This window comes from Desulfovibrio desulfuricans (assembly GCF_024460775.1).
Lineage (GTDB): Bacteria > Desulfobacterota > Desulfovibrionia > Desulfovibrionales > Desulfovibrionaceae > Desulfovibrio > Desulfovibrio desulfuricans_E.
The window spans coordinates 535,240-554,786 of the sequence record NZ_JANFYZ010000001.1; the positions used below are offsets into that span (position 1 = coordinate 535,240).

General features: G+C 60.3%; 18 protein-coding genes. 8 read left to right on the plus strand and 10 right to left on the minus strand.

The features are described from left to right. Nucleotides 1–72: 72 nt before the first annotated feature. From dxs to ispG, 7 genes are all read right to left on the minus strand, one after another. Nucleotides 73–1,971, minus strand: a complete 1,899-nt coding sequence (gene dxs / locus NE637_RS02235; RefSeq protein WP_215647859.1) for a 1-deoxy-D-xylulose-5-phosphate synthase — start codon at nt 1,969–1,971, stop codon at nt 73–75. Further along, nucleotides 1,972–2,865, minus strand: a complete 894-nt coding sequence (locus tag NE637_RS02240) for a polyprenyl synthetase family protein (RefSeq protein ID WP_227117935.1) — start codon at nt 2,863–2,865, stop codon at nt 1,972–1,974. A gap of 3 nt (nt 2,866–2,868) precedes the next feature. After that, nucleotides 2,869–3,129: an exodeoxyribonuclease VII small subunit gene (gene xseB / locus NE637_RS02245; RefSeq protein ID WP_192111962.1), complete on the minus strand. Its 261-nt coding sequence runs from the start codon at nt 3,127–3,129 to the stop codon at nt 2,869–2,871. Next, nucleotides 3,126–4,058, minus strand: a complete 933-nt coding sequence (locus NE637_RS02250) for a M23 family metallopeptidase (RefSeq protein ID WP_227117936.1) — start codon at nt 4,056–4,058, stop codon at nt 3,126–3,128. The genes xseB and NE637_RS02250 overlap by 4 nt, the downstream gene beginning before the upstream one ends. Next, nucleotides 4,058–5,587, minus strand: coding sequence for an exodeoxyribonuclease VII large subunit (gene xseA, locus NE637_RS02255; RefSeq protein WP_227117937.1), 1,530 nt, complete (start codon nt 5,585–5,587; stop codon nt 4,058–4,060). Before xseA ends, NE637_RS02250 begins: the two co-directional genes overlap by 1 nt. A gap of 171 nt (nt 5,588–5,758) precedes the next feature. Further along, complete coding sequence (locus NE637_RS02260) at nt 5,759–7,489, minus strand: proline--tRNA ligase (protein WP_192111964.1); 1,731 nt, start codon at nt 7,487–7,489, stop codon at nt 5,759–5,761. Then, entirely contained in the window at nt 7,489–8,562 is a 1,074-nt protein-coding gene (gene ispG / locus NE637_RS02265) for a flavodoxin-dependent (E)-4-hydroxy-3-methylbut-2-enyl-diphosphate synthase (RefSeq protein ID WP_192111965.1), read from the minus strand. The genes NE637_RS02260 and ispG overlap by 1 nt, the downstream gene beginning before the upstream one ends. Nucleotides 8,563–9,002: 440 nt before the next feature. Between ispG and NE637_RS02270 the strand changes: the two genes are divergently transcribed. The 4 genes from NE637_RS02270 to ychF all read left to right on the plus strand — a co-directional run bounded on the left by NE637_RS02270 (nt 9,003) and on the right by ychF (nt 11,978). Continuing rightward, complete coding sequence (locus NE637_RS02270) at nt 9,003–9,662, plus strand: FlgO family outer membrane protein (RefSeq protein ID WP_227117938.1); 660 nt, start codon at nt 9,003–9,005, stop codon at nt 9,660–9,662. Nucleotides 9,663–9,675: 13 nt separating this feature from the next. Then, nucleotides 9,676–10,029 carry a hypothetical protein gene (locus tag NE637_RS02275; protein ID WP_227117939.1) on the plus strand — a complete coding sequence of 118 codons (354 nt, stop codon included), beginning with the start codon at nt 9,676–9,678 and terminating at the stop codon, nt 10,027–10,029. An 8-nt stretch (nt 10,030–10,037) separates the two neighbouring features. Further along, nucleotides 10,038–10,646 carry a FlgO family outer membrane protein gene (locus tag NE637_RS02280; protein ID WP_215647853.1) on the plus strand — a complete coding sequence of 203 codons (609 nt, stop codon included), beginning with the start codon at nt 10,038–10,040 and terminating at the stop codon, nt 10,644–10,646. 231 nt (nt 10,647–10,877) lie between these two features. Then, nucleotides 10,878–11,978: a redox-regulated ATPase YchF gene (gene ychF / locus NE637_RS02285; RefSeq protein ID WP_215647852.1), complete on the plus strand. Its 1,101-nt coding sequence runs from the start codon at nt 10,878–10,880 to the stop codon at nt 11,976–11,978. Nucleotides 11,979–12,366: 388 nt separating this feature from the next. On the opposite strand, the gene NE637_RS02290 is transcribed toward ychF, so the two are convergent. Beyond that, nucleotides 12,367–13,701, minus strand: coding sequence for a UDP-glucose dehydrogenase family protein (locus tag NE637_RS02290; protein ID WP_192111970.1), 1,335 nt, complete (start codon nt 13,699–13,701; stop codon nt 12,367–12,369). Nucleotides 13,702–13,865: 164 nt separating this feature from the next. On the opposite strand from NE637_RS02290, the gene NE637_RS02295 reads away from it, so the two are divergent. From NE637_RS02295 to NE637_RS02310, 4 genes are all read left to right on the plus strand, one after another. Beyond that, the gene (locus NE637_RS02295; RefSeq protein WP_192111971.1) at nt 13,866–14,237 is read left to right on the plus strand and encodes a holo-[acyl-carrier-protein] synthase; all 372 of its coding nucleotides are present in this window, start codon (nt 13,866–13,868) and stop codon (nt 14,235–14,237) included. A 2-nt stretch (nt 14,238–14,239) separates the two neighbouring features. Continuing rightward, nucleotides 14,240–15,907 carry an NAD(P)H-hydrate dehydratase gene (locus NE637_RS02300; RefSeq protein ID WP_227117941.1) on the plus strand — a complete coding sequence of 556 codons (1,668 nt, stop codon included), beginning with the start codon at nt 14,240–14,242 and terminating at the stop codon, nt 15,905–15,907. Further along, on the plus strand, nt 15,895–16,386 hold the full coding sequence (locus NE637_RS02305; protein ID WP_227117942.1) for a tRNA (adenosine(37)-N6)-threonylcarbamoyltransferase complex ATPase subunit type 1 TsaE: 492 nt from the start codon (nt 15,895–15,897) through the stop codon (nt 16,384–16,386). Before NE637_RS02300 ends, NE637_RS02305 begins: the two co-directional genes overlap by 13 nt. A 61-nt stretch (nt 16,387–16,447) precedes the next feature. Continuing rightward, the gene (locus NE637_RS02310) at nt 16,448–17,671 is read left to right on the plus strand and encodes an aspartate kinase (RefSeq protein WP_027180909.1); all 1,224 of its coding nucleotides are present in this window, start codon (nt 16,448–16,450) and stop codon (nt 17,669–17,671) included. Between the two features lie 99 nt (nt 17,672–17,770). Here the strand turns inward: NE637_RS02310 and NE637_RS02315 are convergent, their stop codons facing one another. Next, entirely contained in the window at nt 17,771–18,415 is a 645-nt protein-coding gene (locus NE637_RS02315) for an HAD-IA family hydrolase (RefSeq protein ID WP_215647850.1), read from the minus strand. A gap of 36 nt (nt 18,416–18,451) precedes the next feature. After that, entirely contained in the window at nt 18,452–19,510 is a 1,059-nt protein-coding gene (locus NE637_RS02320) for a polysaccharide deacetylase family protein (RefSeq protein ID WP_215647849.1), read from the minus strand. Nucleotides 19,511–19,547 lie beyond the last annotated feature (37 nt).

Here is a 19,547-nt window from a genome sequence, read left to right on the forward strand (position 1 = left end):
AATACAAAACTGCCGGGATTTTGATGCATCAAAATCCCGGCAGTTTTATTTTCAAGAACTTCTATTGCCCTATTACTTTCCCAAAAGTTCCAGCATGGCCTCGGCAATATTGTTGGTGCGCAGGCCCACAAGTTCGCGCAGACGCAACTGGCTGCCGTGCTCCACAAAATGGTCGGGCAGACCAAGGCGTTTGATGCGCTGGCCGCGCATGAGGCCACGATCATTCCAGAATTCCAGCACTGCGGATGAAAAACCGCCAGCCAACACGCCTTCTTCCACCATAAGAATACGGTCAAAGTTTTGGGCGATTTCGGCCAGTTGTTCTTCCGGCAAGGGTTTGATCCAGACCGGGTCGAACACAAGGGGCTTCACACCTGTTTGCCGCTCCACCATGGCCGCAGCTTCCAGCGCAGGATGCGCGCGGTTGCCCACGGCTATCACCGCAAGGCCTTCGCCCTGTTGCAGCACTTCGCCCCGGCCGGGGGTCAACAGCCGCGGCGCGCCGTCAGGGGCAACGCCAAAGGCGCTGCCGCGCGGATACCGCAGGGCGCACGGGCCGGGATGGCACAAAGCCGTGTGCAGGCTATGACGCAGCAAATTTTCATCGCGCGGGGCCAGCATGGAGATATTGGGAATATGCCGCAGATAGGCGATATCAAAGGCCCCGTGGTGGGTCGCTCCATCCTCGCCCACAAGGCCTGCGCGGTCTACGCAGAAGGTAACGGGCAGATTTTGCAGACATACATCGTGCACAACCTGATCGTACGAGCGCTGCAAAAAGGTGGAATACACGGCCAGCGCGGGCCGATAGCCCTGGCTGGCAAGGCCCGCCGCAAAGGTCACGGCGTGCTGCTCGCAAATGCCCACATCCACAAAGCGGTCGGGGAAACGCGCGCGGAACTTGTCCGTGCCTGTGCCTTCGGGCATGGCCGCCGTGATAGCAATGATCTTGTCGTTATGCTCGGCAAGCTCTGTCAGCGTATTGCTGAACACCGTGGTGAACGAGGGCAGCTTGGCTGTGGAAGCCACAGGCTGCCCGGTTTCGGGCGTGAACAGGCCGATGCCGTGGTACAGTGTGGGATTTTTCTCCGCCGGGCCGTAGCCCTTGCCCTTCTGGGTGCGCACGTGCAGCAGCACCGGGCCGTCCTCAATGGCGGCGGCCATTTCCAGATGGCGGCGCAGGCTTGTGATGTCGTGCCCGTCCACCGGGCCGATGTAGTTGAAGCGAAACGCCTCAAACAGCATGCCCGGCGTAAAGAACGACTTGAAGCTCCATTCGCCGCGCATGGCGTATACGGCCAGCTTTTGGCCGATGCGCGGAATGGAGCGCAGGAAATTAAGCACTTCCTTGCGGGTTTGCCGCACCCAGCGCTGCGAAAGCGTGCGGCTCAAAAACAGCGAAAGCGCGCCCACATTGGGCGAAATGGACATTTCATTGTCGTTGAGCACCACAATGAGCCGCCGCCCCATGTGCCCGGCAAGGTTCAGGCCCTCAAAGGCCTCGCCCGCCGTCAGCGAGCCATCGCCGATAACGGCCAGCACGTGATGCTTGAGACAGGAAAGATCGCGGGCCAAAGCCATGCCCAGAGCCGCAGAAATGGACGTGGAAGAATGCCCCACGCCAAAATGGTCGTACGGGCTTTCTGCCATGCGCGGAAAGCCAGAAATGCCGCCAAAAGACCGCAGGGTGTGAAAATTCTTGGCGCGCCCGGTCAGCAATTTGTAGGCGTAGGCCTGATGCCCCACGTCCCAGATGAGCTTGTCGTGCTCCACATTAAAGGTCGCCAGCAGGGCCAGCGTCAGCTCAACCACGCCCAGAGAGGGCGCAAGATGCCCGCCGTTGCGGGAGACGGTTTCAATGATGCGGCTGCGCACCTCGCCAGCCAGTTGGGCAAGCTGCGCGTCAGAAAATTTGTTCAGTTGCGCCGGGCTGCTCACAGCATCCAGCAATGGGCTTTCTGTGGTGTCCATTTAGGCCGCCCTCGTTACCGTGTAGTCGGCCAATGCCCGCAGAAAATCCGCTTCCTGCCCGTCAAACGGGGCCAGCGCGGCCTGCGCGGCCTGAGCCTGCGCACGCGCCAGTTCCCGGCTTTTTTCAAGCCCCAGCAGGGCGGGATAGGTGCTCTTGCCCTGCTCCTCGTCGCTGCCCGCAGGTTTGCCCAGAGTTTCAGTGTCGGAAACCACATCAAGGATGTCGTCCGCAATCTGAAATGCCACGCCAAGCGCAGCGCCGTAGGCGGCAATGGCCTCGCGCGCGGGCGTTTCCGCACCGGCAAGAATGGCCCCGCATACGCATGATGCCCGCAGCAGCGCCCCAGTTTTCATGGCGTGCACGGCGCGCATCTGCTCAAGCGTGATGGAAGACGCGCCCGTATAGATCATGTCCCATTCCTGCCCGCCCACCATGCCGGAAGACCCCGCCGCAAACGAAAGCTCGGCAACGGCGTCCAGCACACGATCAGGGGATTCCGCAGTGCGGCACATGACCATGAATGCGTCCGTCAGCAGGCCATCGCCCGCCAGTATGGCCGTGGCTTCATCAAAAGCTTTGTGGTTCGAGGGCTTGCCCCGGCGCAGATCATCGTTATCCATGGCGGGGAGGTCGTCATGGATGAGCGAATAGGTGTGGATCATCTCGATAGCGGCAGCAAAGGGCATGCTGCGCTGGGGCGAAAGACCGCACAGGGCGGCAGTGCTCAGGCACAAAACAGGGCGCAAACGCTTGCCCCCGGCTTGCAGGCTGTACAGCATGGAATCCTTGAGCCTCTGCGGCACATCGCGGCCGTCAAGACAGGTGGCCAGATAGGCTTCCACATCCTTGCCCCGCGCGTGCAGCAGGGCCTTCATGTCAGCAACGCTCATCATCGCCTATTCCGCCTCCTCTTCTGCGTTCAGCCCGCTTGCCGCCACAGGGCGTGACTCAAGGGGACGAGCCTGACCATCCTGCCAGATTTCAAGCTCGTGCCGGGCTTTGTCGAGCTGCTCGCGGCAATAGCGCGAGCACGCCGCTCCTTCCTTATACAGGGCCATGCCCTTTTCCAGGGGCAGGTCGCCGCTTTCAAGCGCCGCCACGATCTCCTGAAGCCGGGCCATCTTTTTTTCAAAAGTATTGTCTGTCTTGGCGCTCATGGATTGTTTCCCCTGGCGTTCCCGGTTGTCAAAAAGGGCTGCGGGTCAACCGACTCGCCCTGAACCAGAAGCGAAAGATGCAGATGCGGCCCGGTAACGCGACCCGTGGCCCCTACCAGCCCGATAACCTGCCCCTTGCGCACCCGATCGCCATTTTGCACCAGTATTTCAGAGAGGTGCAGATACGCGGTGAACACCCCTTCGCCGTGATTGATGTACACTACATTACCAGAGAAGTACAAATTCCCCGTAAGGCCCACCTGACCATCGGCGCAGGCAAGCACAGGCTGCCCCTGCTGGCCGCGCAGATCAAGGCCCTTGTGCACCCCGCGCGGCTGCCCGTTGAACACGCGTTTGAGGCCGTACAGGCTTGAAACATCGCCGGGCACAGGCCGCACAAAGGGCAGCACCCAGAAGCGTTCGGGCAGACGCTGGGCCAGGGCCTGGCGCACAAGTTCCCTGTCGGCCTTGATGCGCGCCATTTCCGCCGCCGGGGGATCAACGTATTTTTTATCAACGTTCAGTTTCTGCACCGGGCGGTCTTTGTCAAAAAAAGCGATCTTGCGCACTACTGCGGGGGCATCCTTGCCGTTGCCCGTGGAGACGGCAAGATCACGCGCGGATTCCTTTTCTTCCAGCGGCACGGGCAGCAACATGACGGCCTGCCAGCGCGTTGCAGCGCCCGCAGCGGTATTGGCGCTCACCTGCTCCGCCCTGGCCTCGTAGGTTTTGCCCAGCCAGCGGAACGTAAAGGACTTTGCGGGCGCGTCGCTCACCGCCAGGGCGGGAAAGGCATCCCCCCTGGCTACGGATTCAGGCGCGTCAAGCGCGAGGGCTGGCGTGGGGGATGGCGCAGCCAGAACGGCTGTAGGAACAAAAATAAAAGCCCCCGCCAACAGAACCACGAGCATGCGCGTGAGCACAGACATCAGCTATTCCGTCCTTGTTTTTTGGCAACCGGCAACGCGCCTGTATCAGAGTCGGGCGAAGCGTCTGGCGCAACGTCTGGCAGCACCTTGTTGACCACGGCGGCAAGGCTGCCATCCGCCAGCCGCACCGTGATGGCGCTGCCCGCAGGAGCCTCCGTCACCGTGCGCAGCAGGCCGCCATCCACGCCATGCACAAGGGCATAGCCGCGCTTGAGGGGCGCGAGGGGGTTGGCGGCTGCCAGAGCAAATTCGCATTTATCCAGTTCGCGCCCGGTGCGGGCAAGCATTTCCTGCCCTGCCGCCTGCAAGCGCTGCCGCGCGGCATCATACCGTTGTTCCTGCGCGGCCAGCATGCGCGGCATGGCCGCAGCCAGACTGGCGGAAAGAGCCTCTACCCTGCTGCCCAGCACATCCAGCCGCGAAGGGCTGAAGGCGTTCTGCAGGGCGCGCTCAAGCCTGTCGCGCCGGGCCTCTGTGGTGTCGAGCCACTGGCGCGCGGCCCTGTGCAAGGAACGGTGCAGACCGTCAAGCTGCTCCGCCAGGCGGGCCTGATGCCGCATGGGCGAAAACCAGCGCAGGGCGTTTTCAAACTGCGCGAGGCTCTGTCCCGCTGTTTCCAGCCGCCGCCGCGCCGCCCGCACAAGGGCCGCCTCCGCCTCGTCAACCTTTTGCATCAGCTCGGCCCGCGCGGGCCAGAGCAGTTGCGCCGCATGCGAGGGCGTTGCCGCGCGCAGGTCTGCCGTCATGTCGGCAAGGGTAACGTCCACCTCATGCCCGATGCCCGCCAGCACCGGCAGGCGCGACTCAAACACTGCCTCGGCCACGGCTTCTTCATTAAAGGCCCACAAATCTTCCAGCGAGCCCCCGCCGCGCACCAGCACAACGGCCTGCGCCCAGCCCTGCGCATTGGCCTCGTGCAGCGCCCGTACAATGGAGGGGGCAGCATCCGCCCCCTGCACCAGAGCCGGGAACAGACGAATGCGCGCCCCGCTGCCCCGGCTGGCCGCAAGCTCCATAAAATCATGGATAGCCGCGCCCGTTGGGGAGGTGATAAGGGCCACGCGCTGCGGATCATACGGCAGGGGCCGTTTGCGCTCTTGGCTGAAATAGCCCAGAGCTGCCAGCTTGCGCTTGCTGGCCTCAAAGGCCTGCGCAAGCAACCCCTCGCCCGCTGGCTGCACCAGCTCCACGGCAAGCTGATACTGGCCGCGCGGCGCATACAGGGTGATGCGCCCTGCGCACAGCACATCCAGCCCGTTGCGCAAAAGCTCCAGCGGCGAAGGACGCGGCGCGTCAAAAACCTCGCCTGTCAGGGGATCAAACCCCTGACTGTTCTGCCGCTGCATGTGCCTGAACCACACGCACTGCAACTGCGCATCGGCATCCTTGAGGGTAAAATAGACGTGCCCGGAGCCGGGACGGGTCAGGTTGGTCACCTCGCCCCGCACCCAGACAAAGGGGAAACGTCCCTCAAGGGTTTTGCGCAGCTGTTCCGTGAGTTCACGGACAGACAGTATGGCTTCCTGCATGGTGCTCCGCGTGCGGCAGTATATCAGAAAACGTCGTTGAGATTTTGTTGCTGAAGGGGCGCTAAAAGCGCCCCTTCTACCAAAACCAGCAGCTCTCCCCCTACTGCGTGCGTCATGTTCTGCATCACGCCCAATACAAAGGGGAAGGCTTGTTTTTCGTCAGTACAGCCCCTAGGCCTGCTGCTGCGCCCACCCCTCGCGAACCTTGGCGGCCCAGTCAGAAAAAGCTTCAGCCATTGCATCGGCGGGCAGTTCGCCCTTTTCGCCGCTGCGGCGATCCTTACATTCCACAATGCCCTTGGCCAGACCCTTGCCGCCCACCACGAGCTGCATGGGAATACCCAACAAATCCGCATCCTTGAACTTGACGCCGGGGCGTTCGTCACGGTCGTCCATGAGTACATCCACGCCCATATCCTTGAGCATGGCGTAAATCTGCTCGACCTTGGCGTTGACCTCTTCATTGCGCGGGTCAAGGTTCAGCAGGATGCAGTCGTAAGGAGCCAGCGGCGGCGGGAACACAATGCCGTGCTCGTCGTTGTTCTGCTCGATAGCGGCTGCGGCCACGCGGGAAACGCCGATGCCGTAACAGCCCATGATCATGATCTGTTCCTTGCCGTTTTCGTCAAGGAAGGCGGCATGCATGGCATCGCTGTATTTGCGGCCAAGCATGAACACGTGGCCCACTTCGATGCCGCGCGTAAGCTCAATGCGGCCACCGCAGCGGGGGCATGTGTCTTCTGGCGTGATGGCGCGCAGATCGGCCCAGGCGGTCACCGTGGCGTCGCGCTTGAGGTCAACGTGCACAAGGTGGGCATCGCCGGCGTTGGCGCCTACCACATAATCTGTAGCGCCTTGCAGTTCGGCATCGGCGTAGACCGGAATTTCCAGCCCCACAGGCCCGGCAAAGCCCACAGGGGCCTTGGTGATCTGCTGCACGGTGGCGGCGTCGGCCATGACCACATCCTGCGCGTTGAGCAGGTTCTTGAGCTTGATGTCGTTCACTTCGCGGTCGCCGCGCACCAGCACGGCCACGGGCTTACCGTCCACCTTGAAGAGCATGGTCTTGACCACGGAGGAGGCGGGCACGCCCAGCAGGGCCGCCACTTCTTCCACCGTGTGGGCATTGGGGGTGGCAACCTTCTCTGCCGGAGCGCAGGTCTCCGTGCAGGGTTTGCCGTTCCAGGCCACTTCGGCGCGCTCCACGTTGGCCGCGTAGTCGCAGTGATGGCAGAAAGCGATGGTGTCTTCGCCCGTTTCAGCCAGCACCATGAATTCGTGCGAGAAGTTGCCGCCGATGGAGCCGGAGTCGGCCTCCACAGGGCGAAACTTGAGGCCAAGGCGCTGGAAAATACGCTTGTAGGCCGCGTGGCAGGCCCAGTAGTTCTGCTGTGCGCCTTCTTCCGTGGCGTCAAAGGAATAGCCGTCCTTCATGATAAATTCGCGCCCGCGCATAAGGCCGAAACGGGGGCGGATTTCATCGCGGAACTTGGTCTGAATCTGGTACAGACGCACAGGAAGCTGACGGTAGGAGCGCACTTCGCCGCGCACGAGGTCGGTGATGACTTCTTCGTGCGTGGGGCCGAGGCAGTATTCGCGCTCGTTGCGATCCTTGAAGCGCAGCAGTTCCTTGCCGTAATGCTCCCATCGGCCCGATTCTTTCCACAGGTCGGCGGGCTGCACCATGGGCATGAGCAGTTCTTCAAAGTAGGCGACGGCCATTTCTTCGCGCACGACGCGGCTTATTTTTTCAATCACCTTCAGGCCCAGCGGCAGATAGGTGTACATGCCCGAAGTAAGCCTGCGCACCATACCGGCGCGCAGCAAAAGCTTGTGGCTGATTACCTCGGCATCCGCCGGAGATTCCTTGAGGGTGGGAATATAGCAGTTGCTGAAACGCATTACTGTGATTCCTTTTCGTTGAGCAGTTGTTGCAGTTCTTCCATAAAAGCCGCCAGCAGGGCCTCCTGCCCTTTGACCGAGCGGATGACCTCGCCCTTGCGAAATATGATGCCCTTGTCGCGCCCGCCCGCAACGCCCAGATCGGCCTCGCGGGCCTCGCCCGGCCCGTTGACCACGCAGCCCATGACCGCCACCTTGATGTCGGCCTTGGAGGTAGCTAAGCGGTCTTCCACCGCGCGGGCCAGCGAAAACAGGTCAATCTCCGTGCGCCCGCAGGTGGGGCACGAGATGATTTCCGGCCCGCGCGAGCGCAGCCCAAGGGCGCGCAGTATTTCCCACGCCACGGTTACTTCTTCCACCGGGTCGGCGGTGAGCGAAACGCGCAGGGTGTCGCCAATGCCCTCGTGCAGCAGGATACCAAGCCCCACGGCAGATTTTACCGTGCCGCGCATGAGGCCCCCGGCCTCGGTAACGCCGATGTGCAGGGGGTAGTCGCAAGCTTCGGCAAGCTTGCGGTAGGAGGCAATGGTATCAAGCACAGAGGAGGACTTGAGCGAAATTTTGGTATCGTAAAAACCGCGCGCCTCAAGCATGCGCACATGGGTGAGAGCGCTTTCCACCAGCGCCTCGGGGCAGGGGCCGCCGTACTGCTGGAGCAGGCGCTTTTCCACCGAGCCGGAGTTGACTCCAACGCGAATGACCGCCCCGTGGGCCTTGGCGGCATCCACCACGCGGTCCACGTGTTCCTTGGGGCCGATATTGCCGGGGTTGATGCGCAGGCCTTCAAGCCCGGCCTCCAGCGAGGCCACGGCAAGGCGGTAATCAAAATGTATGTCCGCAATGAGCGGCAGGCGTGTACCCGCGCGGATGGCGGGCAGGGCCGCAACGGCAGCCTCGTCCGGCACAGCCACGCGCACGGCCTCGCAGCCGCGCGCCTCAAGCCGCGCAATCTGCGCAAGCGTTGCCTCGGCATCGCGTGTGTCGGTATTGGTCATGCTCTGCACCATAACAGGCGCACCGCCGCCAATGGAAAGCCCGCCCAGACGGATGGCGCGGGTCGTGTGCTTTTGCATGCTTCCCTCACAAAAACAAGTGGAGCCACGGCGCAAAGCCACGGCACTCCGTAAACGAGTCTTCTATGCTATTTCCCCCTGCAAGCCAAGTGCGCGCAGCACGGGCCGCCCTACGGGCTTTGCGGCAAGCCTTGCCGCATGCACCGTGATTCTGAACCGCATAAACCCCATTTGGACAACCTGAGAGTAAGCGACCGTGGGGCAAATGCGATATCTGGAACGTGTCTTGCAAAGTTTAAAAAAAAGGTCGCAGGCTGACGTTTTTTCCGTCAGCACTCAAGTTGACGGCCATTGTGACGATAAGACTATGGTAAGAGCAGTTCCGCCGGGCTGTGGGCAATAGCCCCGGCAAAAGAGGAATTATCCCGCCAGGGATCCATCGGGATCAAGGCGCGAGGGGCTGCATCAGAGCAATTTCACTCGGGGTTTGTATGCATATAATGCCGCGTCTTCTTATGCTTTGCGCACTTTTGCTGCCGCTCTTTTCCGGCTGCGCCAAAAGTGGGCCTTCCGCGCTTTCGCCCGGCTATACGGACGCCGTGGAGCTGAAGCTCAAAAGCCGCGAACTGGCCGAGCAGATGCTTGCCACCATGCCCAACGACGCCATTCAGGGCTTTGTGGCCATGCCCACGGCCTTTGTGAACCAGAACAATACCTCGCAAAGCTCGCCCATGGGCAGGCTGATGGCTGAATCGCTGTTTTATGAATTCAACCAGCGTGGCTTTCCCACGCGTGAATACAGGCTGAACGGAACCATCAACGTTCAGGGCGGGCGCGATGACCTTGCCCTTGCCGCCAACCAGATGGTTTCAACCACCGGGCAAAAATGGGCCGCCCTTGTTGTGGGCACCTATTATGTGGATAAGGACGCAACCTTTATCAACGCCCGTCTGGTGCGCGCCAGCGATGGCCTTGTGATGCGCACGGGCCAGCTTGTGCTGGTGAATACCCCCATTGTGACGCGCATGGCCGAGGCCGATGTGCCGCCGCCGGTAAAGGCCACGGCCAGCAGCGCCCCAGCCAAACCGGCCCCAACTTCGCTCTATACGCCTGCCAGCAGCATCAGCAGCGGCACGCTTGTAATCAAACAAGGCCGGTAATGCCGGAATTGCCATGAAAAAAACGTTGAACAACATCTGCGCACTTTGCCTTATGGCCTCATGCGCCCTGCCCCTTGCGGCACTGCCAGCCAGCGCACTGGCCGACAGCATGTCGTCCTACAGCGGGCAGGCCAATGATGCCCAGGCAAAGCGCGAGGCAAAGGAACGGGCCAACTATCTTTCTGATGCCAACGAGCACAGCCTGGTCTATCTTGGTCAGGCCCGTCAGTTCCGCGAACAGGGGCGCTATGAGCTTGCGCGGCAGCGCTATCTTCAGGCCCTTTCCATCTGTGCCGATGACCAGACCCTTGGTATCATAAAAAGAGAACTGAACGGCGTTGAACTGCTTTTGCGCACCATGCGCTGAGGATCACCATGAACCGCTTTTTCATTACCATTCTTGTGCTTGCGGCCCTGCTCTTTCCGCTCACGGCGGCGGCAGCCGGAAACGTGCCCACTGCTGCCGTAAGCATTGCCAAGCAGCTTGACGAACAGATCATGATGCGCTTTTCGGGCGACAGCCAGGACATGAGCCGCAAAGACCGCGAAGCTCTGGCCCGCGCCCGCATCATGATCATGGGCACCACCCCGGTCAACATCAACAATCTGGACGAAGCCTCGCCCTTGGCGCGCCAGATGACGGAAGAAATCTCCCGCTGGCTCATCAATGCGGGTTACCGTTTTCAGGAACTGCGCAAGGGGCGCGACATCCGCTTTGACAAGCTCAAGGGCGAATTTATCCTGACGCGCGACGTGCGCCAGCTTGCCAGCCCCAGCGGCACCAGTCAGGCCATACTGGCGGGCACCTATGTGACTACCAGCGAACAGGTGCGCTTCAGCATCCGGCTTATCCACACCTCAAGCAATGAGGTGCTGGCCATGGGCACGGCCACTGTGCCCATTACGGACGACCTGCGGCCCCTCGTGCGCGAGGCCCGGCCCGGCGACGGGCTTGCGCCCTCGGTGAGCACACGGCTTCAGTAGCGTCCTTGCCTCATACGCGCTTTGCGTCTATAACATGCCCGCGCCTGTCTGCTTGACGGCGCGGGTTGCCTTTGGGGCTGCCGCTGTTTTCAACAATTCCGTCTTGCCCACAGGGGCAATAGCGTAAACGATCCGTGAACCCGGGCCGCTGATTTTGCTGGCGGCCAATCCCGCGCGGGCACGCCGCCCACTGCGGGCTATACGCCTTTTTGCGCGCAGCAAGGAGACAACATGTCGCTCAGTATTGGTATTGTGGGCCTGCCCAACGTTGGCAAATCCACCCTTTTCAACGCCCTGACCAAGGCTCAGAACGCTCAGGCCGCCAACTACCCCTTCTGCACCATTGAACCCAACAAGGCCACGGTGGCGGTGCCGGACAAGCGGGTGGACGCCCTGACAGCCAAGGCCAAGCCCAAGAAGACCATTTACGCCAGTGTGGATTTTATCGACATTGCAGGCCTGGTACGCGGCGCAAGCAAGGGTGAAGGGCTGGGCAACCAGTTTTTGGGCAACATTCGCGAATGCGCGGCCATTGTGCATGTAGTGCGCTGCTTTGAGGATGAAAATATCACCCACGTGGACGGCGGCGTTGATCCCCTGCGGGATGTGGACACCATTGAAACCGAACTGCTGCTGGCCGACCTGCAAAGCGTTGAAAAGCGCTTGGACAAGCTGCAAAAGCTTGCCAAGTTTGACAAAAACGCCAAGGCATCCGCAGAAATCATGCAGACCCTGCTGGCCCAGCTCAACGACGGCAAGCCCGCGCGGGGATTTGACCTGCCTGATAACGAGAGCTTTTTGACCACATGGCGCGAACTTGGCCTGCTCACGGCCAAGCCCGTTATCTACTGCGCCAATGTGGATGAAGCCGCTGTTGCCGAAGGCAATGAATTTTCCGCCAAACTTGAAGCCTTTGCCAAGGAACGCCAGTCCGGCTTTGCGCGCATTTGCGCCAAGCTTGAAGAAGAACTGCAAGGCCTGCCCGATGAGGAACAGGCGGAACTGCTCTCCTCCTACGGCATTGATGAAAGCGGCCTTGTACGCATCATCCACACCGGCTACGCCACCCTTGGCCTGTACAGCTACTTTACCGCCGGGCCGGACGAAGTCCGCGCCTGGACCATCCACAAGGGCTGGAAGGCCCCGCAGGCCGCTGGCGTCATCCATACAGACTTTGAGCGCGGCTTTATCCGGGCCGAAGTTATCTCCTACGCCGACTACATGAGCCACGAAAGCGAAGCGGCTTGCCGCGCTGATGGCGTCTTGCGCGTGGAAGGCAAGGAATATGTGGTCAACGACGGCGACGTCATGCATTTCCTGTTCAACGTGTAGGGGCTGTTTCTAAATAATTCTTTTGGCCGATCACTGCGTCATCCAACATTTTTTACTCCAGTCATGGACAGAAGAGTCCACTCCTGTCGTAAAAAATACTGTTTTCCTTGTCCTCGGCGCAAAATCTTTTATTTAGAAACAGCCCCTAGAGCAGATTAACTTTGAACTACTTCTCATTTCAAAGTGTTCATTATATAATGCCAAAAGGCTCTGTTCCACAGGAACAGAGCCTTTTTTATGACAAAAGCCGCCCGGGAGCATCGGCTCCGGGCGGCTTCAACCATTTCAAATCATCTACTGAGCATTTTTACAAGGGGCTGTTAACACCAGGAGTAATTTTGCTCCCTGACGCAGGCAGGGGGCAAAAGGGTCATCGTGTTAACAGGCTCTAGTCGGCGCGGCGGCCAATGCAGAAATACGCAAACCCGCGCTGCGCCATGAAGTTGGGCGAGTACAGGTTGCGGCCGTCAAACAGCAGGGGGGCTGTCAGCAGGCCCTTGATCTTGTCGAAATCGGGGTTGCGGAACTGGTTCCATTCCGTAACCACCAGCAGGCCCTGAGCGCCTTCGCACGCGCCGTACTGGCTGTCCACAATTTCAACAAGCTTATTATCTTTAAAGATTTCGCGGGCATTATCGGCGGCAACCGGGTCAAAGGCGCGAACCTTCATACCAGCGGCGGTAAGCTCGTTGACAATGCTGATGGCAGCGGCTTCGCGCATGTCGTCGGTATTGGCCTTGAAGGCCAGCCCCCACAGCGCAAGGGTTTTGCCCTTCACGCCGCCCTGGGGAGCAAAATATTCCATGATGCGGCCAGCCATGTGCTTTTTCTGCCGGGCGTTGACGTCTTCCACAGCGTTGAGCAGCTTGGGTTCCACGCCAGCCTTTTCAGCGGTGTGGATGAGCGCCTTCACGTCCTTGGGGAAGCACGAACCGCCGTAACCCACGCCGGGGTAGATGAACTGGTAGCCAATGCGGGTGTCGGAGCCGATGCCGGTGCGCACGTCGCGCACGTCCGCGCCCACTTTTTCGCAAATGGTGGCGATTTCGTTGATAAAGGAAATCTTGGTGGCAAGCATGCAGTTAGCAGCATACTTGGTCATTTCTGCGCTTCGCACGCCCATGACGATGATCTTGTCGCGGGTGCGGGCAAAGGGCGAATACAGTTCGCGCATCAGCGAAGCGGCGCGTTCGGAATCCGTACCAAGCACAACGCGGTCGGGCTTCATGAAGTCGGAGATGGCGTCGCCTTCCTTGAGGAACTCGGGGTTGGAAACCACGTCCACCTTGTAGGACACGCCGCGCGCGGCAAGCTCTTTTTCCACGAGCGCGCGCACTTCGTCAGCGGTGCCCACGGGAACCGTGGACTTGTCCACAACCACGAGGTCGTTCTGCATGTGGCGGCCAATTTCGCCAGCCACCTGACGCACATAGCTCAGATCGCACGAGCCGTCGGGCTGGGGCGGGGTGCCAACGCAGATAAAGGCGCAGTCGGCATCCGCAATGCCATCTTCAAGACGGGTAGTAAACTTGAGGCGGCCATCAGTGCGGCTGTGGCGAACCATGGGTTCAAGACCGGGTTCAAAAATATGCACGGAACCGGCATTGAGCTTTTCCACCACAGCCGGGTTAACATCCACGCAGGTCACGGTATTACCCATTTCAGCAAAGCACGCGGCGCTGACCAAGCCAACATAGCCGGTCCCGATAATGCACAACTTCATACAAAATTTCTCCGTACGTTCCCACAGCCAGCGCGCTTGACGTTACAGCGGGGAACGGGTCAGAATAGTTTAGGTTGAAAGGCAAGCAATACGCTAATTTTTTTTAATGGGCAACAGCCCTATTTGCAGTACATTTTGCCCGTACTGCATATGGTGGATAACTGATGATCGTAGGCATTGGGACTGACATTACGGAACTAGCACGCATTAAGGCAAGTTACGACAGGTTTGGAGAGCGCTTTTTGCAAAAGATCCTTACCCCCGATGAACTGAAACTCGTGCCGGAGAATCCTATTGCCTACATTTCCGGTCGGTTTGCCGCCAAAGAGGCTGCGGTCAAGGCGCTCGGCACTGGCTTTAACGAGGGGATTGGCCCTCACCATATTGAGGTGCTGCGCGGCCCTGCGGGGCAACCCCTGCTCCATTTGCACGGCCCTGCGCTTGCGCGGGCTGAGGCTCTGGGCATGCGTGCCGCCCACATTTCCATAAGTCATGACCGCAATGCCGCCGTGGCGGTTGTGGTGCTGGAGGCATAAACATGCCCACTTCATTTGACGACCTGTTCCCTCCCCTGCCCCTGCCCGCTGAAATGCGCCAGTGGGATGCGGAAGCCATGGCCCTTGGCCTGCCCGAAGAGCTGCTGATGGAAAATGCCGCCAGAGCGGCCTTTGACGTCTTGCGAGAATACCAGCCACAGCTAACGGGGCTGCGCGTATGGCTGCTTATGGGCAGCGGCAACAACGGCGGCGATGCCGCATGCCTTGCGCGGCATTTGCTGGACGCGGGCGCGGAACCGCTGGTGCTGCACACGCGGCCTCTTGCCGCCTGCAAGGGGGCCTGCGGCAAACATGTACGCATTGCCAGAGCCGCAGGCGTTACCTTTGAACGCTGGCGCCCGGCGGTCTTTCAAAGGGCGGAGCTACCCCATATTCTTGTGGATGGTCTGTTGGGTACAGGTTTCAGCGGTCAACTGCGACCGGATGCGCTGGAGCTTGTGCGTTCGGTCAATTCCCTGCAAAGTCGTCCCTTTGTGCTGGCACTGGATATTCCATCTGGCCTCGACGGACGCACCGGCCTGCCCATGCCGGAAGCAGTGCGCGCCACGGCCACAGTCAGCTTTGCGGCCGCCAAGCCGGGGCTGGCCTTGCCCGAGGCGCGCCCCTGGACGGGCGCGCTGCACGTGCGCAGCATTGGCATTCCCCTTGCCGCACGGCGCAAGGCTCCCTGCTCTTTTTACGTTGCTGACGGGCATTGCCTCGCCCCGCTTGCGAAGATTCAGCCCGGAGGCTTCAAAAACTCCTACGGGCATGTGCTGGTGGTTGGTGGCGCGCCCGGTCTTGGCGGAGCAGCGCATCTTGCTGCCCGTGCGGCCCTGCGCGCAGGTGCAGGCCTTGTAACCGCCGCCGCGCCCGGTGCTGGCATTGCGGATATCAAGAACGGCTGGCCCGAAATAATGACCCTGCCGCTGGGCGAGAGCGAACGCCAGTGGCCCGCCCGCCTGCCGCAAAATTTTGTGGAACTGGCCCAACGCTGCGCTGCCCTTGTGGTCGGCCCCGGCATGGGCCGGGGGCAGGACGCTGCGGCCTTTGTTGAAGCTCTTTTGGCACTGGGCCACAGACCGCCCACGGTATTTGACGCCGATGCCCTGGTGCTGCTGGCCGGGCGACAAGGCCTGCTCGACCGCATAACCGCAGATGATATTCTGACGCCCCACCCCGGCGAAGCGGCAACCCTGTTGGGCTGTTCCGCAGCGGATGTTCAGGCCGACCGGCAAGGCGCGCTTGAGCGCCTGCGCAATCTCTGCCGTGGCGTGATTATTCTCAAAGGAGCGGCAAGCCTCATAGGGCAGGCTGATGCCCCAACACTGCTTTGCCCCTACGATGTGCCGCAGCTTGCGGTAGGAGGCTCGGGCGATGTGCTGGCGGGCTGCGCTGGCGGGCTGCTTGCCCGGCTGCTGCCCGGCATGCAGACCGCAAAAGAGCAAGCGCAAGTGCACAACAATACCGCAAATCAGACTTTAACCCCATCCCACATGCTGGCCGGGCAGGCAGCGGCCCTGCACGCCCTTGCGGGCAAAAGCATTGCCGAACAATGGCCCCTCAGGGGCAATACGCCCTCGGCAGTGGCGGATGCATTGCCGCAAACCCTCTCTGCCTGCATGGCAGCCAGTGAATCAAAGGACGACATCCTGCCATGGCCCAGATAATCCTGCACAATCTTTCTGATACCAACCGCCTAGGGCATATGCTTGCCGAGGCTGTCGCCACCTGCGGCATTGCGGCATTGTTGCTGCGTGGCCCGCTTGGCAGCGGCAAAACCACGCTTACCCGCGCCCTGGTGGAGGCCATGCCCGGCGGCGATCAGGCCGAGGTGGGCAGCCCTTCGTTCACGCTCTGCAACTATTACCCTACCCAACCGCCTGTCATACACAGCGATCTGTACCGCAGCCCCGGCAGTCTGCCTGATGAAATTGCCGAGGGTCTGGATAATCCGCAAATCCTGTCTGTGCTGGAATGGTCGGAATACCTGCCCGAGGCGGAAATGCCGCAAGATTATCTGGACATCTCAGTGCAACCGTGCGAAGAAAGTCGCCTACTGACGCTGCAAGCTCATGGCCATATTGCCACTGAACTTTTGCGCCACCTGCGCCGAAATTGGCCTGTGGACAGTCCTGACCACGGGTAACCAGTTCCGGGGTGGGCTGACCTGTTGTACCCATCAAGGATTGAGGACAATGGATACAGGCATGAAAATTTTGGTCCAGAAATTTGGCGGCACTTCCGTTGCCAAGCTGGAGTGCATGAAGCAGGTGCGAGAGAAAGTGCTGGGAGGCCTTGCCAAGGGGTATAAGGTCATTGCGGTGCTTTCGGCTCGGGCTGGCGACACCAACAAGCTGCTTGCCCTTGCTGATGAATGGTCTTCCACGCCTGACCGCGCGGAAGTTGATTCGCTCGTTTCCACTGGCGAACAGGTTTCCATCAGCCTGTTCACCATGCTGCTCAAAGATGCGGGCATCCGCGCCCGCTCGCTGCTCGGCTGGCAGATTCCCATCACCACGGACAACGATTTTGGCCGTGCGCGCATTCGCTCCATCGACAGCAATTCCCTGCGCAAATACCTTAACGACTACGATGTGCTTGTGGTCGCCGGGTTTCAGGGTTGCACCGAAGATGGCCGCATCACCACGCTCGGACGCGGCGGTTCGGACACCTCGGCGGTGGCGCTGGCCGCTTCCCTCGGCTCTGTGGAATGCGACATTTACACCGACGTTGACGGTGTTTACACCACCGACCCCAACATCTGCTCCACGGCCCGCAAAATGGACCGCGTTGCCTATGAAGAAATGCTTGAAATGGCAAGCATGGGGGCCAAGGTGCTGCACATCCGTTCGGTAGAATTTGCCAAAAAATACAAGGTTCCCGTGCGCGTGCGCTCTACGTTCAGCGATGATCCAGGCACGCTTGTCACTCAGGAGGACTCCACCATGGAAGCCGTACTCGTTTCCGGCATTGCATATGACAAAGATCAGGCCCGCGTGACCCTGCGCGACCTTCCCGACGTGCCCGGTACGGCTGCGGCGGTGTTTGGCCCTCTTTCCGAAAAGGGCATTCTGGTCGATATGATCGTGCAGAACACCAGCCAGGACGGCCATACCGACATGACCTTCACCATCTCGCGCAAGGATCTCAAGCAGACCTTGCAGATGATGGAAGAAGTCGCCCAGAAGACCGGCGCGCGCGAAGTGCTGCACGATGTGAGCGTTGCCAAGGTTTCCGCCATCGGCGTGGGCATGCGCAACCATTCTGGAGTAGCAGCGCGGGCCTTTGCCGCACTGACTCAGGAAGGCATCAATATCCTTATGATCAGCACCTCTGAAATCAAGATCACCATCCTGATTCAGGAAAAATACGTTGAGCTTGCCGTGCGCATTCTGCACGACACCTTCGGGCTGGACTGGGATCTGGGCTAAACGCCTGCCATACAGCTTACCGACATATTGAACAAAAAAACTCCCCGCTTGCGGGGAGTTTTTTTGTTGTCTGAGGCTCCTGCCAGACCGTGGCGACAATCAGGCAAGGAGCAGTTGCCGCAAGGCGGGAACGTCTTCGCACAACTTGTCCGCCCCGGCTTCTTCAAGCTCGCCGCGCGAACCATAGCCATAGAGTACGCCCACACCGTCCATACCCACAGCATGCGCGCCAAGAATGTCATATTTCCGGTCGCCCACCATCAGGCATTGCGCCATATCCGCAACACCGCAAAGGCCGCAGGCATGCCGCAGCACGGATGTTTTGCTGTTGCGCGGGCCGGTCAGCTCCGCTCCCGCCACATGGTCAAACAGGCTGGCAATGCCAAAATGCTCCAGAATACGCTGGGCAAAGGGTTCCGGCTTGGATGTAGCCAGCGACAACACCCGGCCCTGACGCCGCAGATCGGCCAGCATGTCTGCCACGCCGTCATAAAGCGCATTTTCAAATATACCCGTGACCGAATAATACTCACGGTATTTCTGCACGGCCAGATCAGCCTTGGCCGCATCGCCCCCAAAAAGCTTACCGAACGAATCCTTCAGCGGGGGACCGATAAAATACAGCAGTTCATCGTCAGCGCGGGCAATATCAAAATACTTCAGGGCATGCTGCACAGAGCGGATGATGCCGGTTTTGGAGTCTGTTACTGTGCCGTCAAGATCAAAAAAAAGGTATTGCTTCACGAAGGGATTTCCTTGCTTCCGGTTTCAGGCGAAGGGCTACTCGCCGTTAAAGGGCGTATGCCGCCCAGTGCCGTCAACACCGAATTTGCTGTCCAGCGCCTTGTTGTCGCCCGGCGATGTAAAATAGCCGTTCATGGTGCGCTGCGGAACCCCCATGCCCAGCAGGGTACTCACAGAAACGAAATTGTAGCCTCTGCGGCGCAGTTCCGTCACAGTCTCGCGCAACAGTTGCGCCGAGCCCTTGGGCACCAGATTGGCGTGGAACAGCAGTATGGAACCCGGTTTGACCTGCGAGGCAACCAGATGGGCCTCGCGCCGCGCATGCTCGATATTGGTATTGTCCGCGCCGGATTCCGCCACCACATCCCACTGCACCACCTGCATGCCCAGCTTTGCCAGCGCCTGTAAAGACTGGTCGCTGCAACGCCCGTAAGGCAGACGGAACAGTGTAGGCACAGGCTGAATGACAGGCTCCGGGCGGTCCTGCGCCCTGGCTTCGCGCAAGGCCTCCTCGCGCAGCAGCTCATACTGGGCCTGCGTCCACAAAACCTGGGCGCGCAGACCAGCCGGGGAAAGCAGGGCAAAATTGCCGTGCGACCACGCATGGTTGGCTATTTCAAACTGCGGCTCGGTCATGATTTGCAGCACCCGGCGGGAATGGGTGCGCATCCACTTGCCGCCCATAAAAAGCGTGGCCGGGATATGCTCGGCCCGCAAAAAACCGAGAATATCCATATCGCAGCCGGTAGTGACGGTATCCAGCTCGCAAAGATCAAAGGTAAGAGCAACCACCTTGGCCCCATCGGCCAGCGCAACCCGCCGGATGGTGCCCACCGCGTCAGGTCCGAGCGGTGGAAGCATCACTGAAGGTTCGCGTTTGGCGGGCGGGGTTGCATCGTTGCGCAAAGCCTTGCGGGCATCCTGCGCATCGGGCGCCCATGAGGGGGCCGGAGCTGACGAAGCAATAGCCGGGGCAGTAGATGCCGCATCTGCAGCAATCGACGCAACGCTTATGCCCGCTAAAATGCAAAACACGCCTGCCGAAACAGCAACGGTATGCCGCAACCGCAAAACCAAGCTGACTGAGCTGAACATAGAGGGGAACTCCTGCGCCGCACTACGGCGTCAAACA